This window comes from Paenibacillus pseudetheri (genome assembly GCF_924513355.1).
Taxonomy (GTDB): domain Bacteria; phylum Bacillota; class Bacilli; order Paenibacillales; family Paenibacillaceae; genus Paenibacillus_AQ; species Paenibacillus_AQ pseudetheri.
Window position 1 is genome coordinate 1 of record NZ_CAKMAB010000022.1, and the last position, 19,115, is coordinate 19,115.

16 protein-coding genes and 3 pseudogenes are annotated in these 19,115 nt (G+C 35.6%); 3 read left to right on the plus strand and 16 right to left on the minus strand.

What is annotated here, in order from left to right; translation table 11 throughout:
• Positions 1–197: 197 nt before the first annotated feature.
• The 5 genes from L1028_RS18745 to L1028_RS18765 all read right to left on the minus strand — a co-directional run bounded on the left by L1028_RS18745 (position 198) and on the right by L1028_RS18765 (position 3,509).
• Positions 198–533 carry a hypothetical protein gene (locus tag L1028_RS18745; RefSeq protein ID WP_234537207.1) on the minus strand — a complete coding sequence of 112 codons (336 nt, stop codon included), beginning with the start codon at positions 531–533 and terminating at the stop codon, positions 198–200.
• 962 nt (positions 534–1,495) lie between these two features.
• Entirely contained in the window at positions 1,496–1,687 is a 192-nt protein-coding gene (locus L1028_RS18750) for a hypothetical protein (protein WP_234537210.1), read from the minus strand.
• The gene (locus L1028_RS18755; protein WP_234537214.1) at positions 1,678–2,001 is read right to left on the minus strand and encodes a hypothetical protein; all 324 of its coding nucleotides are present in this window, start codon (positions 1,999–2,001) and stop codon (positions 1,678–1,680) included. Before L1028_RS18755 ends, L1028_RS18750 begins: the two co-directional genes overlap by 10 nt.
• Before the next feature lie 114 nt (positions 2,002–2,115).
• Positions 2,116–2,505 (minus strand): hypothetical protein, encoded by a 390-nt coding sequence (locus L1028_RS18760; RefSeq protein ID WP_234537217.1) that lies wholly within the window; start codon positions 2,503–2,505, stop codon positions 2,116–2,118.
• A 185-nt stretch (positions 2,506–2,690) separates the two neighbouring features.
• Positions 2,691–3,509, minus strand: a complete 819-nt coding sequence (locus L1028_RS18765) for an amidohydrolase family protein (protein ID WP_234537220.1) — start codon at positions 3,507–3,509, stop codon at positions 2,691–2,693.
• Positions 3,510–3,530: 21 nt separating this feature from the next.
• On the opposite strand from L1028_RS18765, the gene L1028_RS18770 reads away from it, so the two are divergent.
• Complete coding sequence (locus tag L1028_RS18770) at positions 3,531–3,842, plus strand: hypothetical protein (protein ID WP_234537224.1); 312 nt, start codon at positions 3,531–3,533, stop codon at positions 3,840–3,842.
• Positions 3,843–3,860: 18 nt separating this feature from the next.
• On the opposite strand, the gene L1028_RS18775 is transcribed toward L1028_RS18770, so the two are convergent.
• The 9 genes and pseudogenes from L1028_RS18775 to L1028_RS18810 form a co-directional block, all read right to left on the minus strand.
• Entirely contained in the window at positions 3,861–4,067 is a 207-nt protein-coding gene (locus tag L1028_RS18775) for a hypothetical protein (RefSeq protein WP_234537225.1), read from the minus strand.
• Between the two features lie 59 nt (positions 4,068–4,126).
• Positions 4,127–4,966, minus strand: a complete 840-nt coding sequence (locus tag L1028_RS18780) for a transglutaminase-like domain-containing protein (protein ID WP_234537230.1) — start codon at positions 4,964–4,966, stop codon at positions 4,127–4,129.
• Positions 4,967–5,006: 40 nt separating this feature from the next.
• A complete protein-coding gene (locus tag L1028_RS18785; RefSeq protein WP_234537232.1) occupies positions 5,007–6,764 on the minus strand; it encodes an ABC transporter ATP-binding protein in 1,758 nt (585 codons plus the stop codon).
• A gap of 90 nt (positions 6,765–6,854) precedes the next feature.
• On the minus strand, positions 6,855–8,720 hold the full coding sequence (locus tag L1028_RS18790; protein ID WP_234537252.1) for a S8 family serine peptidase: 1,866 nt from the start codon (positions 8,718–8,720) through the stop codon (positions 6,855–6,857).
• Positions 8,721–9,261: 541 nt separating this feature from the next.
• A complete protein-coding gene (locus tag L1028_RS18795) occupies positions 9,262–9,495 on the minus strand; it encodes an acyl carrier protein (protein ID WP_234537255.1) in 234 nt (77 codons plus the stop codon).
• Entirely contained in the window at positions 9,485–10,837 is a 1,353-nt protein-coding gene (locus tag L1028_RS18800; protein WP_234537277.1) for a radical SAM/SPASM domain-containing protein, read from the minus strand. The genes L1028_RS18795 and L1028_RS18800 overlap by 11 nt, the downstream gene beginning before the upstream one ends.
• A gap of 95 nt (positions 10,838–10,932) precedes the next feature.
• Positions 10,933–12,009: a hypothetical protein gene (locus L1028_RS18805; protein ID WP_234537281.1), complete on the minus strand. Its 1,077-nt coding sequence runs from the start codon at positions 12,007–12,009 to the stop codon at positions 10,933–10,935.
• Between the two features lie 168 nt (positions 12,010–12,177).
• Positions 12,178–12,288, minus strand: a pseudogene (locus L1028_RS31725) (S-layer homology domain-containing protein); the annotation flags it as partial.
• Between the two features lie 421 nt (positions 12,289–12,709).
• Positions 12,710–13,996 (minus strand): annotated as a pseudogene (locus tag L1028_RS18810) (IS110 family RNA-guided transposase).
• A 229-nt stretch (positions 13,997–14,225) separates the two neighbouring features.
• Here L1028_RS18810 and L1028_RS18815 point away from each other — a divergent pair.
• Both L1028_RS18815 and L1028_RS18820 read left to right on the plus strand, forming a co-directional pair.
• Positions 14,226–14,474: pseudogene (locus L1028_RS18815) on the plus strand (N-acetyltransferase family protein); the annotation flags it as partial.
• A 107-nt stretch (positions 14,475–14,581) separates the two neighbouring features.
• Positions 14,582–14,941 carry a hypothetical protein gene (locus L1028_RS18820; RefSeq protein WP_234537283.1) on the plus strand — a complete coding sequence of 120 codons (360 nt, stop codon included), beginning with the start codon at positions 14,582–14,584 and terminating at the stop codon, positions 14,939–14,941.
• A 376-nt stretch (positions 14,942–15,317) separates the two neighbouring features.
• Here L1028_RS18820 and L1028_RS18825 read toward each other — a convergent pair whose 3' ends face one another.
• The gene (locus tag L1028_RS18825; protein WP_234537285.1) at positions 15,318–17,174 is read right to left on the minus strand and encodes a TnsD family Tn7-like transposition protein; all 1,857 of its coding nucleotides are present in this window, start codon (positions 17,172–17,174) and stop codon (positions 15,318–15,320) included.
• Positions 17,175–17,297: 123 nt separating this feature from the next.
• Positions 17,298–19,112, minus strand: a complete 1,815-nt coding sequence (locus L1028_RS18830; RefSeq protein ID WP_341482568.1) for a TnsD family Tn7-like transposition protein — start codon at positions 19,110–19,112, stop codon at positions 17,298–17,300.
• Positions 19,113–19,115 lie beyond the last annotated feature (3 nt).

A 19,115-nucleotide genomic window follows, 5' to 3' on the forward strand; every position in this document is an offset into this window, starting at 1 on the left:
TCATTCGGCTAGGTCTAATTTATTATTGTCTTTTTGAGGTTTTTCGCGGATTTAATTTTCATGGGAGTTGAATGCATATCAGTATTATTCTTCATATAACCAGTCGAAATCATTATGCAAAATGTACTCTTCTGGTTCCAATTCCATTGCAAAACTTTCGCAGATTATATCTTGTTCTACATATTCATTACCATTGTCTATACCCAAATAGATATGTAGGAGTTCTTTGTGTTTTTGTGCTCGTTCGGGGACTCTTTGTAGGACACTTGAAGTTTTATAACTGCGGAGCGGTAAAATTCACTCCATTCATCAAATTCCATCCAATAAGGTAGTTTCGCATATACCACACCTGAAAATTTTAGCCTTGCTTCCCTTACTTTATAGGTAAAGCTGTGCTCACTTCTGTCTACTCGCTCAATTACCTTAAGAAAATAAAACTCAACGGTCTTGTTTTGGTGGTCAATTATGAGTTTCTTTATGACTGAATCATACAGTTGTAAATCATCATTACCTTTGTAATCTTCAGTGTTCATATTTTCTCCTTATTTATCCATTTTATAAAAATGCTTATACTATTTTGATTATACAACCCAAATCTTAATTCCACTATCCTGCCCGGGAGTTTAATGCACTCGATAGTCTAGTACTTTATTTTCCCCTGTCTTACACTTTATTTTTCAATCTAAAACATTATTTTCTTCTGACAAAAAGTCCCGATGATTTAAGACTCATCGGGACTTTTATGTCGATATTCAATGGGCCTATTCAACTTCTAGGACCAACTATTTTGTAAAGGCACTAACTTTAGTGTCTGAGCACTTACATTAATGTCTAGATACCAACTTTATTGTCACCAGACAGATTTGTTCAGTGACATTATTGTTGGTGTCTGAAAAATTCAGTAAAATCAAGGGATTCCGGGTTTTTGGTCCATGTCTAAATTTACATTATAGTTTGTGTCTAGAACTTAGCCTTCTAATGAGTCGTGACATTAAGGTTTGTGTCTAGCATTTACATTAAAGTATGTGTCTAAATTAATTCCGATCAAATTCCATCCCAACCCTCAACTCATCTTCTGATTTTACCACTTCTTCTGGAAAGGTTCTCCTCGCAGGATATAACAGCAAGTTCATAAGCGTGGCGATGGAAAGTACCAACAAATCAGGCTAATCGTTATTCTTAATGTGGAACAGCATTGGACTTCAACTAGTGCACCATAGCTCAAATATGCCAACAATTCTATGCATAGGGCTTTACCCTTGTATGCCCATTTGAACGGCATAGCCATCGTTGCATTGAAATAATCGATAAATTGAACGATTTGTTTCTTTAAGTTCAATGTACTGGTGAAATTTTCACGCTTAAGTAAGCGACGTACCAGAATACTGAACCATAATTCGATCATGTTTAACCAGGAACAAGTGCTTGGGCGTATAAACAAATCGGATGCGATGTGACGAATCGGACAAAAATGCAACCCGGCTGGCTTGTCTGGCTAACACACCGATTTGCCTTTCTTCCTGAGTGCATCATCCAATCTGTAATGCAGTGCATCCTGTCGAACCAGATTCTCTGACTGATGGGTGTTCAGTCCATTGACGATAAATACCCGTTCGGCTTGTGGGTCGCTTTGAATCAACTGCTCGATATAAGTGGCAAATTTATTTTCGTAATGTGTCAGCACCATTGTGTGGATAAAACGATTTTATCCACGACTACCGCCAAGCTGGAAATGAGTCTGAGCGAGCCTTGACGGATGTATTCAAATTCTTGCCGTTGGACCATTCCCAGTCCCACCGAAAGTAAGGAATGAAGTCGCTCCATTACCTGTATCCCTGTCATTTCGTCAATCGGCACGTCGTGCACACCAAGCGTGTGAAGCAGTGGCGCCAATCGATAGTGCCTGTTTTCTCGGTAAACACAACAGAATCCTGTGGTTTGGCGTTGATCCCACCTTACGACCGTACGGATTAAGATCGGCTTCATTTTAAGAAACGCCATACTTGTGTGAGCGAAATGGATAAGACAATGCCATGTTTGATCGCTTCATCACGAACTTGTGCGGCGTCCACTTGCTAAACGGCCGTCCGTTAAGCGTCGGAACTTCACATGCAATTACCACGATTTGCTGTACTTGTTGTTCGGTAAAGGTCGTCGGTGCTCCGGGGCGAGGTTTATCCTGAAGTAATTGTGCAATGGCATCTTCCAATTCTTCAGAATGCGCCTGTTCGATGCGGCAAAACTTTGGGTAACGTAATCCAACGCCAGCGCCAAAGGACAACCTGCGGACGATCGAATGACAAAAAGCTCGCTAATAGCTATGTTGTTGACGCCTTTGACCGACTCCAACACTACGCGCGCCCGTTTAGCCAAAGCTTGCGGTGTATTTCGCCACCTTATCAGTTGTTCCGGTATTTCGCATTGTTTCTCACTCATCAGTATTTCAGTTGCCTTTGGTCCTCCGACCACCGGAATCACCTCTATGAACTTTGCTCCGTTCATCAAGCGTACAATAACCCTTGGAAAGATTCCCCTGTCAGTGTTGGGTCATTTGAGAAATTGAGCACTAGGGAGTTGGAGCCGGCAATGATAGAGTAGGTTGCGCCCTTGAACGTAAAACCGTCCCTTCGTCGACAAGACGAAAGGACGGGTTCGACAATGCGTTCATGCTCAAGGTTGGATCGTGCAGGCTAACAATCCTCGCAATACATGGGATCTTGCAGCGCGGCGATCAAGTTATCCAACTGTTCTATGTAGTCATAATTGCTGATGTTGTCGCGAATGAAAGACGTATCCATTCCGGATTTCCGAATGCTCTCTATCCAGTGAATTGCGGCGCTTTTCCCAATACCCCGGTATAGCATGCCGTAATATAAGTAAGCAATTTCATTGCTAATATTGGTGTTAAATACGATCGGATCGTCCGTGTTAATGCTGATCATAATATTATCCAACTCTTTGTCATGCGGCTTATTGATTTGAAAAAATTGATTATCGAACAGCGAATTCATTTCGCTGGTGGTGTGGTTCGAGGATGGATTTACTTCAACGACGATGCCGTTCATGGCTACTTTTCGCCTGACGTAACGCTGCATATCCATTGTGATTTCCTTCTCGATGTCGGTAGCGTTAACATAGATAGGAGCGGCGAACCGTTCCAGATAAACGCGTTCGTGATACATACGCATAAGGCGATCCGGACTCCATTTCGTTTGCCCCAACCCGCTGCCGGTATCCGCAAATGAAACATTTCCGATTTCTAGGCTGTCCGGAATCTCTTTAAAACGCCTTTTGTATATTTCATATAACATTTCGATGGAAATACTGTAATCAAATTCGTCGGCCAATATATTTTTAACCACCTCATGTATTTTGTGCTGCAAGTACGAATGTGTTTTGTAGTTGATATCCGAAATTTTGGTGTAGACTCCCCATGTCCACAGCAAATTATCGAGATACTCCCCTTGCGGAATAATGATTTTGCCGTTTTCTTTCAGCCACGCCTCCACCGAAATACCCAGCGCAATTCAATGCCCGATGCGATCTCCCGAGTGAAACTTGCAGTAATCGATCACCTCGTCGATTCGGCGCAAACCGGAATTCAAATGCCTGAAGTCCTCGCCGGCGTGAAAAGTAAAAAACATGCTTTGATGCCTAACCTTGTTGCCGTCACGATCAATTTTCACCATTTTATCGTCATCGCTGTTTCTCGCCGCGCCGTACACTGGAGCAAAAACCTGAACCGGCGTGTTGTTTTCCAGGCTGGCCGCATCCAATCCGACAATAAAATGGGAAAGATAGGGGATGCGGTCACCCTCATTATGATTACTCACATGTCCTGACTTAATTAATTCCTCTAATTAGTCTATCTTTTCATCTGAAATAGTTACGGTTATACTTTTAACATCGTTTTTAGGGTTCTTCATGATTTCTTTCAATCTCATCATTCCATCTGTACTTAAAGAATTCCTTTCAACAAGATCCTCAAGCATTCCTTCTGGTATTGGAACCCCTTTCAGAAGTACTTCGCGAATCTGTTTTTCAGTTGTTTCATGTAGATAATTCATCTGATAGTACAACTCCTTCTCAAAAATTATAAATGTTAAACTCAGCTTTAGTAAGTGGACTAAGGTATAGACCAAAAAAAAGAAGGATTGCTTATATATCTATATTTAAATGTTATATCATTCATTTTTTTAACTGCCTCTGTATTATTATTCGGTAGGTAATTATATGGATGTAAAAAATATACTATATGTTCGTTGGAAGATAAATGATTAAAGTTAGTCTTTTGATTACATGCAAACCTAAATAAGTTCTTTGTTAAATATGATTTATACCAGTTAGTATCAAAATCACTTGTATTGATTCTCTTATATTGGTTTATTGTTATGTCCTCTCCTTGTATAATTTTATTTCTAATTTCATTCAAATCTAGAATATTATTGTTCAAATCAGTGACATATATGCTAAACGATGGATCAAGAGCTATCCATTTACTTAATGACTTAGAATAAGCTACACAAATTGCATGACTATCAGACACCTCTATATCCATAGGTAAACAAGATATACTTCTAGCAGGATAACCTAGTGATAATAATGCTTCAGTTAAGACAATTGAATGCATAGCACAATTAACGGTGACGCGTTTTTCTCTACTAAATTTTAAAATATTCAGAGCATTAATAGAACTTTCAGGAAAATCACCTGTTCTTTTATGCCTTAACATCTCATTTGCCCATCTCATAATGTTTAATAAGCGTAGAATTTCATTATTATGTTTGCCCGCTACACATTCTAATCGGTAATCTTCTCTTAATTTAGTTAATCTGGTATCACGATAATCATATATGAAACCATCCTCATCCCATTTAAATTCTTTGTTGGAGTATTCATTAAAAAACCTAAGAAAATGAAGATAAATTTCATGATTATCTTTAATTTCTTGATCGGTAATTTGCACTTATTATTCTCCTTTAAGTTATCTTCTTTTTACATATTGGCTAAGGTAAATATTTTTCTGCTTGTAATTTAAACATATGAGCATATTCACCGTTCAAATCCATAAGTTCATTATGAGAGCCTACTTCATGAATACTTCCTTCTTTGAAGAGGAATATTCTATCAACCATACGAGTAGTAGACAATCTATGCGATATTAATATCACTGTCTTTCCGTCTGATGCATCAATCATTTGTTGATGAACTTCATGTTCAGCTATAGGATCTAGAGCACTTGAGGGTTCATCTAAAATGATTATTCCGCTATCCGATGCAAACATCCTAGCTAGTGCTAATTTTTGGATCTCACCTCCTGATAACATTACTCCTTCCTTGTCAAACTCCTGTGTCAATTCTGTGTAAATACCTTTCGGTAGATTTTTCACCTTTTCAGATAGCCCACTCCTTTCTAATGCAGACCAAACAATATCTTCATCTTCTTTTCCCTGTGTTTCTCTCATAAGTATGTTCTCAGCTATTGTTAAAGCATAATATTGATAATCTTGATATACAGTTGAAATTGAATTGTGAATCGACTCTAATTTTATTTGCCTTAAATCTTGACTATCAATTAAAATTTCCCCTTCATCAGGATCATATAATCTTTCAAGAAGCTTTACCATTGTTGTTTTTCCAGCACCATTTAAACCTACAAAAGCAACCTTTTCACCTGCACAAATTCTAAAAGATAAATTCTTCAAAATAGGCTTATCATAATTAGAATAAGTAAATGTAATATTATTAATCACAAAAGAATGAGGTGTTTTTGTAATTAAACTAATTGAATTATCATTGTTTACAATTTTAGGTGAATAATCGAGAATAGTTTTAAAATTCTCAATAAAGAGACTATGTTTATAACATTCAGGTACAATGTTGAATACTGAAATTAAGTTGTTACCGACAATATTTATTGCTGCAATTAGCGCTGCAAAATCTCCTACAGTAAGATTGCCTTCCTTAATCCCATAACCTATAAAAATACTTGCAACCCCATTATAAAAGAGCGTAAACAAACCACTTCCTAAGATTGCATTTTTAGCTATTTTCGGAGTGAAGCGCTTGATTATTACATCAATTTTTTCACAGAATCTCTTATGCTTCTTTAGTAATAACCCCCCTACACTTGTAGTTCTAATTTCTTTTGCAAATTGTGCTAAATAAAATATTCTATTTATATATCCAACACCTCTATTTGAATGTGTTTTGCTATTTTCAAATTCCAAAAGAAGTTTATTGTTCTTAACATTTGCCCATAGCGGAAAGATGACACCTATAATTGCGATTGTAATCGTTATAGGACTTAGAATAAACATTATTGTTATTAATGTACCTAAAGTAAATAAATTTGATAACAAAGCTTGAACTGTATTCAAAACACTAATAACTCTATTCTCAGCTTCACTAACAGCCCTTGTATATTTATCAAAAAAATCTGGATTCTCATAGCATTCCATATCAATAGAGGGTACTTTTTTCATTAATTCCCTAGAAACGTTGCCCTTGATAATATTGTCACCTTTTTGAAAAACCACAATACTAAATACATTATTTATAATAATATTCATCAAGAATATAAACATAAAAATCAAAACTAAGAAAACGTATTTATTAAATGGCTGATCTGTAACTAAATAATCAACTGCATATTTAGGAAACAAGACACTTCCTAAAGCCCCTACTGCCGAAAAAATTGAAATTATAAACAGTCCTAATAATCGTGCTTTATAGTATTTCCATGCATAACTTAGCATTAACATGTTATTGCTAACAATTTTCCTGAATCTCACATTTCCCCCACCCATTCCACTAATATCATTTCACATTCAAAAAGGCTATGATAAAGTCTGTTATTGTGGCCCACTAAAGAAATCAACACAATTTTCAAACAATCTATCCATTTCTTCAATATCTCCTAATAAATATACCGGGATATTAAATTGCTCAGTGAATTTGCTTTTCGTTAATTCAATCTCTTCGTAATTCATTGGAGTGTTTCTGAAACCAAAACCCATATTATTTTCACTTATTTTGAGCGGAAAAAGAACAAGAGCAATCACTTTCCCAGTGGTAATTCCTTCTAAAAACTTTATACTTCTAATTATATAATTAATATCATCAAACTGATTGACACAAAGTACAAATGCATCTGGCTGAGTACCTAGAATAAAATCAATTTGTTTCACAGGATACTGCAAAATATTTCCGGTATCATATGGTACAGATCCTGATTGAGACCCTACTATGATAATATCTGGGTTACCAGCCTCGATTTCCCACATTTTTTCATTTAAGTATTGAATCGAATCAAATTGTTGCAAATAAACAGATGAATTGTAACCCATCGGATAGACTTCATCAAAGCCAAATAGAAGACTAGAAGGTTCGGTTCCAATCTGTCCTACCTGATAGCCACTTCCCATAAATTTCTTTCTTAATATTAATTGCAATGTGAATTTACCTTGCCTTGAACTAGTCCCCCATATCCCGAGTACTGGTTTACTTATACGTCGCATCTTTCCAAAACGGTTTTTTATTAAATGTTCTTCTGAAATATACGGAAACATAAACAAGTCATGATACTCTTCATCCAGTGTTGAAATATAGCTACTTATATCATCAAAAGTATAAACTTTTTTATGATGTTTTTTACACATTTCAATCATGTATGATAATAAATCAAAATTAATAATCTTTGATAACTCTTTACAATGGCCAAGAATAACTGTATCAAAATTATCATCCCAATTAATTATCTCATAGTTCATAATTTTATGATCAACTTCACATTGAAGAATACTTGAGATTGTCCTACCGATATTTCCGTTATACTTCACATCATAAAAACCTGTTAATTCGAAGGGTAAAGTATCGACAAACCTAGCAATAGAATGAATCTCCTTATTAAAAGGAAAAACGATTGCCTTATTAATATTCTTAATATCACCCGATATATTTCTTTTATTTTCCACATGACTTGAAGGAAAAACGAATTTCGAACTGCTTCTTAAGTATTCTTTTATATCTTTAATATCACTGAGACCGGAACTAATTATTTTTGCAACATAACCTGAAATGTATGCGGAAGAAAAACTCGTCCCTCTAACTATTGTATTAGGAGGCGTACACCATTTTACTCTATGGAAAGAATTACTCGCTCTAATGTTAATAACATTATTATCTACCCATTCATATTCGCTTATTTTTAGATTTGGATTATCACTTTTATCTACACCTATAACAAAAGGAAAAGCTGCTGGATAAGAAATTGAACCATCATTATCAAATGCTGAAACAATAATAATTCCTTTTTCAGAAATTAATTTGCACACATTATAAAATTCATCATAGTTTTCTAAACATGTAATACCTGAACTAATATGTAGTATATCGCAGTCAATATGATTTAATATAAAGTTAAGTGAATATATAAATTTCTCAATAGAAATACTAAGATCATCATCAAACATCTTTAAACAGTATATATTGGCATCAGGTACATTTCGCATTAATATATCCACAATCGCAGTACCATGACCAATAGTGTCCCCATACTCCCCCTCACTCACAGTAAAGGCATTCAAAGATCCGTTTACTACATACCCAGCCTTCACCTGGTTATATAATTCTGAATTAATGTTCACTCCACTATCTAAAACAACAATATTAACGGATTTCCCTGTATTACTTTCCCATAATTTTTTTTTATAATTCATATGTACTCCTGTAACCTGAATTAGGTAAAAATGCGCTTTTTTTTAATAACTTTTAAATTTATTATGATGCAGTCCATAAAAAATTCTATAAATAGACTGCATCAATAAATTTATTTAAAGCTTAGCGAATGGATTAACTACAACCAGCAACAACGTTGCAAGAATAATTAGTTCCTCCTTCAACCCCATAAGCTTCAACTAAATTGATCTTTAAAAGTTTACAAGGCTTAATAAGTTTCTTCATAAACTATTCCTCCCAAGTTTTGTTACAGCTCTGATTTAACTACAACCAGCTACTACATTACATTGAAAATTAGAGGCATTTTCAGAAGCGGTGTAAGCTGTTACCATTTTAAGATTTTTAATAGGTTTTATAAGTTTCTTCATTTAGAATCCTCCTTAGAATTAAATTTCAACTGCATCCCGCTACAATATTACACGCAAAGTTTGTTCCGTTTTCAGTTGATGAGTAAGCTATAACTCTTTTGTTGTTGCGTATAGGCTTTAACAGTTTTTTCATGTTTTCACCTCCCTCCTGAACTTATCCTTTATCTTTATCCTGAACTAGAGCTTCTATAATACTTACTAGTTTATCTATCTCCTCAAAGAAATTTTCAGCTAAATATTCATCAGGAAATACAATTTCAAACTTTTGTTCTAATTCAACTAAACAACTAACATATGTCACTGAGTCAATTTCATCAACATAATTATCTCTACTAATATCAATTCCGCACTCTGCTAAACACTCAATTATCGACTCTTTAATGTTCAATGAAATCACCAACTTCAGTATATAATCCTTCATTCTCAGAACAGAGTATCATGTAATCATTCAAATAATTTTTCATACCTGAACAAACATGATTCCCATTTTCATCAAAAGCATTTAACGGACACGAGATTCCTAAACAGGCTGGTTGAAAGTTGCATTTCAAGCACTTATCATACGTACCTTTTTGAGGTTTTCTTGATGTCCAAAAAGCCCACTTTTCTTTGTCAATATCAGCTTTACCATTTGAAAGTAACCATCCAATTTTATTTATATCTTTATCATAGGATACAGTGCATTTATACAATCTACCATCTGATCCTATAACCAATGAATTCGCAAATGCAGCAAAACAAACTGATCCTTTATTAGCAATTTGTCCTCTATTTAAACCAAACTGAAGCCCTTTATCTTTACAAAGAGTAAGTACTTCATGGAGATCGCCAGTATCTAATAATTCAATCTTATTAAAATCAGTTTCTCCTTTTTCATTATCCCAAATTACTTTCATAATTACACCAAATCTCTTATCGTGACTAAATTCATTTGATAAGACATCTATATGTTCTTCAATTCTCTCTTTAACTGATTTGCTAATATTAGTTCTTATGGTAATATAAAACATACGATTTTTCTCTTTATCTCTAATATTCCTTAAATTAGTTAAGATTTGCTCATATGTCCCAGAATTATTTTGGTGTATTCTCTGTTTATCATGTACATCCTGAGGACCATCAAGAGTTATTTGATACCTGAGTATATGTAGCTTAATCAATTTTTTTATAACATCATTAGTTAAGTTATAACCATTTGTAGTTATAGACGCAAAGTATGGTTTTCCTTGTTCTTTACATACCTTAATAAAGTGTTCTGATAGGTCCTCGATAATATCAAGTGCTTCTAAAGGCTCACCACCAAACCATTCAACCCTTAACTTTTGATATTTTTTCAATTCATTAGTTACATAAAGTTTAATTGATCTAATAATTTCTGGTTTCATTTTTCCATTATTATAAGATTCATAGCAATATTCACAACGAAAATTACAATCTTCAGTTGGTAATATAACTAAGTGTAAAAACTCCTGAGATCTAACAGTTTCTAAATACATAACCTCAACTCGCCGCTCCTCATCAACATGGCTATTAATAAGGAATTCCTTATCCATTAAATAATCATGGATCTGTTTGTTAGAATGAACTGAGTTGGGGTTTTTTAGGATTTTTTCATACATATCCTTGTTGCTTCTAGGGATTTTAAGCAGATGCCCATTATAAGTGTTCAACAATAGAAGGTTTCCATTTTCATCGAGTGTTTTCTTCATAAATCGTGTCGTTTTATACAAACCTTTTACCTCCCTTTATTGATTAAACATATGGTTATGTGAATTTTATCACAAACTATTATATGCTATTTCCTGATAAAAATTATTTTCCTCGCTTATGAATGAAGCTCACAACATAAAGTTTTTTGCAAAGAATCTTTTAACTTACTTAATACTTGAATATCCAAAAGTTCTGCTTCCATATATTTAGTCTTAGCTTTAGCAAGTATGTTTTTATCTGAAGTAATGGTGTACTTCAACATCAAAAGAAACCCTTCCTTAAGAGTATTGCATAGAATATCTGCTTTCATTAGAAGGTTTTCATTAATCGGAAGAAGTCTAGATTGATCTAAATAACTGATTTTTTTGAATTGGGATTCTTTTACTTCAGTTAAAAATTTCAGCTTATACACAGCATATTCGTAGTCATGGGGGAAAGTATCTTGTGCTTCTAGATTTCCAAAGAAATCCTCGTAAATACCTTTATATACGGTAATTCCGTGTCTAGTAGGGAAATAAGATGGATTCCCATTGTCTATCTCTTTTCTTAGAGACTCCCCGCCTTGTAAACATGCACTGATTTGCTCGTAAAACAATTCCAACCTCGGTTGCCTGTTGTATTCCTTTAAATAAAAAATACTTGTTGGTAAATCAAAATTTCGCATTTGTATCCATCCATAATCCGTATATGTATTCTTAACAATTTGCATACAGCTTTCATATGCAGCTTTTAGGTTCTCAAAACTGAGCTTGTGTTTTCCCCATATAACATTATTAATATTAACGGAAACAAAATCGAATTCTTGCTGTTCCTCATTATATCCAAATATCAACATTTCATGTAATACATGTTCTTTTTGATAATTTTGGTCACCTTGTATATAGTAAGAATCACAATTTACCATAAAATAGCCGTTATTATTAATTGCTTCTATAATATCGGTTACAATATTATTAACTAGATATACTTTTTTTACATCCAATACCGAATCAAAATGTGTGAAATATTCATAATTATCATAATACATTGTATACTTATTTCCCCACCTATAATTAGCTAATGAATAATTATTAAAATGTTCGATATACCATGGAATATTTTTGTCACTTGACAAAGCTATTGCAAGTCTAAAAAAAGTGAAACATTCAGTAGTAAGATCGATATTCATGTTTAAAGCAAGAACTTTTTCCATTATGCCTCCTTGGTGTTAACAGTTTTTGGTGTAGCAACTATAATACACCATTTGCCATTAAGCAAAAATGATAAATGTTACAATTTTCCGGATCGAACAGATCACAGCGCTTGATACGTCGCCGCATTCCAAATACATTGCTATACTATCAGGTTAATCCTAGCACTTCTAAAAGTCGTGGATCATTACTGCAGCTTCAGCACAAGTAATATTATTCTTAAGTTTGACAGTATTATCAGGATACCCATTAATAATACCATTCGAGAGTGCTAAAGCTAAATCTTCCTTAGCCGTCGCTGTTTCATTGAACTAACGTGTCCCGTCCCTCGGTTTTAAGGGTTTATCTCACATATGCTCATTCATTCGCAGGATTTCGTCGCCTTGAAATTAGGAGAATCTATGGAAAGTATGCAGTTCATGCTGATGGGTTCGCGATTGGGCATGCGGGAACAGAGGGATACTCAGGAATATTTCCCCAGACAGTTTCTACTACACGTATACTGCACTTTATCCTTGGAGGTTCACCCCCCACGACTCAACGGGTCTATGCCCTTACATTCCTTCGTTACACCTGTCCAAGGTGTGGAGACCGATAGCGTTTAGCGGATGGGTCTGAGCCCTTTTGGGACACGAACTCGGTTCTCCGTGCTTTCTTTTTGAAATCCTGCGAACGAGTCAACATACGTGATTACTTGTGGTTTTAGGCCGCTTGTGCCCAGTTCTGGACTGTTTTTTCAGGTGAGAATTTTTCCCCTCGCTGAACAAGACCTACTAGAATTCGTGCCAACTTCCCAAGCAGCTTAAATATAGATTGCTGCTTTTTCATCCTCTTAACCTGGACGTTATGCTCATGCAACTTGCGGAATACAAGATTGCTGCCTACCAGTTGAATTGTGGCTAGATACAGATACTTTCTCAAGATTGAATCTCCCCGTTTAGAGAGCACAATCCTCCCTTTCCTTTTACCGGACATACATTCGGCCAGATTTAAGCCGGCTTTTCGTAAAAGCTGACGTCCATGAGCATACTGTCTTAAGTCCCCAGTACCAGCCAATATTGCAGCAATGAAGATCGTACCAAGCCCTTTTATGGTTCGTAGTTGCTTAACCAGCGGAATCTCGCTAAACAATGCTTCAACGTCTGTTTCAATTTGCTCAAGCATTGATATGATCCGCTCATACTCCTCCACGAGCCGTTGTAAATCCATTTTCGCTTCGTGGATAGCAGTCTGGTCTCCCACACTCCGTCTCGCTTGCGCAATTAGCTGTGCGGCTTTCTCCATGCCGGTAGAGCCTCCAGCTCGCTGCATATATGCTCTCCAAGCCTCTATGACTTCGGGTACAGTAAATTTCTCCAAATCCCGCGGACAAGGGAATACTTTCAGCGTCGCCAAGGAACGTTTGCAGGTCCAATCTTTGAATACAGAAGGGTATTCAGGGAACCGAATGTCTAACCAACGCACGATTCGGTTTTGCAACCTTACGCTGTTGGTCACCCAGAATTCACGGTCGCTCATCATCGTACGTAAGCGTTGAAACACAAGCGCTTGACGGGAATATTCATAGTAGTAGCCTCGGCTAACTACATCTGCGATCACCAGGGCATCTTTGGGATCGCTCTTCGAAGGGCAATTATCTCGGTTTTCCTTGTTTCGTTTAGTCGTAGCTGGATTCACCATAACTACATTTAGGCACTTATCTACTAACCAATTCGCCAAGTTAAACCAGTAATGTCCGGTAGGTTCCATTCCTATGATAACCTTCATTAATCGGTGTTTCTGCTGTAATTCGGCCATCCAACGTTCTAGCTTTTCAAATCCTTCAATGGTATTGGAGAACGAAAGATGACGTTTAGAAACCACGATTCCCCGGAAGTTCGTTGCCTATGCCACATGTGTTTCTTTCGCCATGTCGATCCCTATAACAAGATGCGAAGGAGTAATTCGTTCAATACGTTGATTTTGTCCGTCTGATTGCTTAAACTTCATAGTAAGAGCGCCTCCTTGATGGTGTTGGGTATTTAACCCGTCGACAAACCCATCATACCGAGGCGCTCTCTTTTTGACAAAGCCTATTTCTTATTCCCTACAGGAATGTTTAGCGTAATCCTCTTCGTCCAGTACCGTATTTTACGAAAACGGACGCATTATTAAGGGTATTGAAAACCGCCTTTGATCTTGCAAGCTTGGACGAAAACTGCAAACTTCTCATCATCCCAGTGATCTAAACGTTTACATTGATCGTAACTTTCGTGGACAAGGTGTAGGAAACTCCCTTCTCGAATCCTTGGAAAAGTCAGCACTAGAGCAAGAATTTTATAAAATCGTACTTTTTAACTTTCCCTTCAACCAAGGAGGTCAAGGATTGTATCAGAAAAGGGGCTACAGGGAGGTTGGAGTTTTTGAGAAACAAGGCGTTATGGATAGTGCTTTTATAGATGTTATGATTATGGAGAAGCTATTGTAAATCTATTTACCACATTGATTATTGAGCAAGGGGATCCAATCAACCACAATAATCTCTGTATTTTTAAAGCAGTTACTCTTATCTAATGATTAAAGAGGTGTCATAACATGAGCTTAAATTTTTACGATTATCGTGAAATGATTGCTAAAAACTTAGTAACTTTTCTTCGGCTGAAAGGCTATTCCAAATTGTCTTTGTCCAAATTATCAGACATCTCCCGACCTATCATTGATCAGATCATCAAAGGTGAAAGTCTGGACTCCCAACTGTACAATAAACAAATCGAAAAGATCAATAAAACATTTGACTTGCCAGATAACTATTTCATAACCTCCCACAGCTCGATGACTCCAACAACGTATACTTACTCAGATCAATATGTACATTCAGAAAGAACTCCAGAAGTTAAGGAATTGTTGGATGGCTTGTATAACATCCTGGACATTTATTCTCTGTACTTAAAGTAAGAAAATAAAACTACAGAGTAATAGTTGAACTGAACCCCGGATAGTAGACACTTTACAAAAAGTGAACCATATTCGGGGAAGACTCCTTTAGGTGTAAGTGTGATTTGTGAAAAGCACCTAGGGTACCAGGCTGAAGAACAGCCAACACAGTATTATTAGCGCCCACAGCCCTCGAGGATATTCAGAAATAGCAGTCTCGATCACTGTCCAATCGCTACATCACTATCTGCCTGAATGAATTGAATCTAAGCCTTTATCTGGGAAGCACCCAGGACAAAGTTATCGATTTTGCTATGGGCATCAGCGGAGAGAAGCCACATCAAATCCAAGGTTTATAATTTGGCTAGTGAGAGTATACCATGTTAAAACATTAGAATTATTTAACAGATAAACCATTAAGAAGCTCTCGATGACTTCCTATAAATTCCACCTTTAAACCAGAAGCTCGAACGAGCTCCCAATGCTTAATAACGGTATTTGTTTTCATTGATTCTAATGCTCTGATTTCAATTCGCCTACTTTGGAATTCATCTATCGACTCCAGTACATTATCTAGCTGATTTGATGTCTCAGGTAGTTTATGTAACATATTAAATAGCAGAGGTAACTTTCCCATCCTTTTCCCTATTTCAGTCTTTGTAACTCTGATAAGTTTAGTATGCTTTTCATTTAATATAGCATCAGCAGTATTTTTTACCTCTTTAGCAAGTTCAACATCCCGTTCTTTCCAGTTAACTCGTTCTTTCTGAATAGCCTCGTATTTCTTAATCGGCGTATTTTCAGTCAGCCACTTTCTATCATGTCTGTACAACCATGTATATCCAGCCTGATCTAGTCTCCTTAACTCAGTTACTGATGCATGGCTATTTTTCTTTTTTAATCCATTCCATCTTTCTCTATATACCATAATTTCATGCTGATTCTCAATCTTAGTTACAGCAATGATATCTTTGTTAGTCAAATTATTAACCACCGTCTTCGGATCACACCCAAGTATTCTGGCCATTCCCCTCAAGGGAATATCTTCTTGAGCAATTACTCTTAACTTCTCGCTCCACTCTTCTCCAAATTTTTTCACTCTTCCAACTCTAAAACGATCCTCCATGGTTTGATCTGGTCCCTTACGCGAATAAACAAACCCGCATGAACACGAAAACGTGCCTACAGGCTTCCCTGTTTTGGAGTCTCTAGTAACTTCACACGACTGGATTATCGAGTCATTATAATGTTTTGCAGCTTTATTAAGACATGGCCAGGGACCCTTTCCAAAAGGCTCAAAAGATAGCTTATCATGGCATATTCCATTATATGTACTTTCAACAGTCTCACCCAGAAATTTAAGTACTAGTAGATGCCTTAATGGATGGCATGTAACTCGTGGTTTTCGAAGTAACTTATGTAACCACGTCGCTTCTTGCGAAGGTGCAATGTAACTTTGAAGACTCATAAGTAACTCTTTACCGAAAAACTGAGTGAATGCAGGAATTACATCCGCCCATCTAATTCTTCCTGAATGATTGGATAAACCCATTCGTTGTAATTTCATAACATAAAACTGATTAATATTTTCTAATCCAAGTGGTTCGAACCTATAATTTAATAGAATATAGGTCTGTTTAGCGATATAATCTATTATCTCAAAAGAGTGCGGTTGTATTAAAATCTGTTGGTGTCCGACTGTATCCTCCAAAATACTTTCTAAAGAAATAAATACATGTTTATTTCTTTGCTTAGCATGAGATACATTGCTTCTAATCAGAACATTGTTATGATAATGGCATATAAAAACACCCTCTGCCTGATGCGATCTATGCCAATATGCTTCTCCATAAGTTTCACGATCTTGAACAACACAGTTCGGGCAATATTTTAGATTTTCTTCTGCCTTTAATGTCGAGGCTGGTTTTCCTAAATGCATATATACACTAGCCCCTTTGTCCAAGATCATTATCTCCTCCAAACCTAAATTCTTTTCATGAGAAAGAAAAGGCGCATAATATGGAAAAAATGTATGATTAGCTATTAATTCTTCAGGTGTAAGTTTACTTCCTATTGGTATATTTCTACAAAGAGCGGCTAGGTGAGATGGAAACAACAATGCTGCACATACATTCCTATCTCCAAATAAATCGTCTACTGTTTGTTTATGGTTTTCACTTCCTGAATCTCTATGATATCTTGCTAAATTACTATACAGTATTTCATCAGGAAATAAAAAAGGGAAATTTATCATAATGCGTTCACTCCTACTACTCGGCATTAAGAATATTTTCCCCATAACATATATGAATAATTCCTACGTCTCATAATTTTTATTTTGATATTATTCTAAAGCCTCGCAGATAAAGAGTTCATATTATTTAGATAAACACTTATTTTCAAAAAGAAATTTCCGGATATGTTCATCTACTTCTTCATCACCATTTAAATAATACCTAACAGAAGCTTTATTTTTAAATTGACTTACTGTCATTTCATTACTGTTGTTAGCTGAAATTTTATCATAATGCTTGGGGATACTACGAATTAAATATTGTTTTGTTGTTTCAACATACTTATCAATCTCTAATGTAGCTAAAGGTAACCGATCATCATTATAATGTCTGAACCTATTTCTGTCTAAGGGCACTAATTTTTTCAAAATCGTTCCTCTGCGGATGGGTAAATAGTAATCTGATGAAATACGCCCAGCTGCTTCACGTATTTTACACTGTAAATCCTGATCAATAACATTAAAATCCAATTTTTTTTCATTTTTTTTGGGAGGCATTCTTGATTCTAACCATTCCTTGTCATATCTCATCAGCCATTCATAAAGATATGCAGATTGTTTTTTTACTTCACTACGTGTTCTACACGTATGATCAGTTAATAATTCAATCATTTCCATTCTCTTCTTTTCTAACTTGAATTCAAAATTTACTTTAGATGCCACTGCCACTTCTTGATAGGCTGTACATATTTCATTTAATGCAATTAGTCTATTATTAGCATATTCATTACTCTTCTTCTTAATACAATCTATATCATCTCCTTTAATAATACTTACATGATTGCAGCTATCACAATAATACCTGATCGAATATATCCCTGAACGATCATTAACATCTCGAACACAATGACTAACTCTCTCAATACCATATAAAGGGCATTTGCAATTTTGGCAAGCCCATGGTCCATTTCCATAGGGAATTTTTATAGCGTACCTATTCTCAGACGCTGTTAGTAGTTTAAAAGAACCTGATAATAATTGAGCTAGCAGAAAGTAAAACGGAATATAATTCACCATCTGTTTCGGATTAAATAAGTTATTCTTAACGTATTTACTATCCATATCCATTTTGTCATATCCCAACTCCTTAAAATCTAAGGATTTTGTGTTAGTTTTATAGAATGTTAGAATTTCATTTTTTTTCATTGTTCCTCTCGGAGTAATAAAATTATGAGCAAAAAGTTCCTGAGTAAATTTTAAAATAACTGTATCAACATTCAGTTTCAAATTATTTTTTCTAACGAAGGCAATATCATTAAATAACTTTATTTGCATTTTATGCATAGAGTTGATTTCTATTTGTTCAGATGGAAGGGTATTACCACATTTACACCTTGTTCCTTTAAGTAAAAGGCCAGTCTGATTATCACCGTATTTACTCATACACTTGGTACATCTGATATACAGTGGTACAAGATGAGTGGGGCATATTTGTAAAAAAGACAATTGATGTTCTCTATGCACATAAACTTCACCATACATTATTTCATCATTTATCACACAAGTAGGACAATATTTAATCTCGGATGATAAAATAGCCTGTACCCCAGATATTTGAAGCTGTCCTTTCGCATTTCCTTTATTGGCCCCATGCAATATATTCTGATACATTTGACTAATTCTCTCTTGGGTAAGAAACACTTTATATAATCCAAACCATGTGTGCTCATTGAGAAACTTTTCTACCGTAAATTTGTGTCCAACAGGTAAATTGTTCAACATTGTTTGTAGCCCTCTTGGGAATATCTTTTGTTTATAAGAACGTACCCCGAAGAGTTTACTTTGGGTATGTATAAATTCAAAATCTCCGGAATGCAAATAATACCTATAGATTATACTTCGGAAATCTTCGTCAGGAAAAGGCTCCACGAACGAAAGAATCCTATCCATTTCGATCATCCT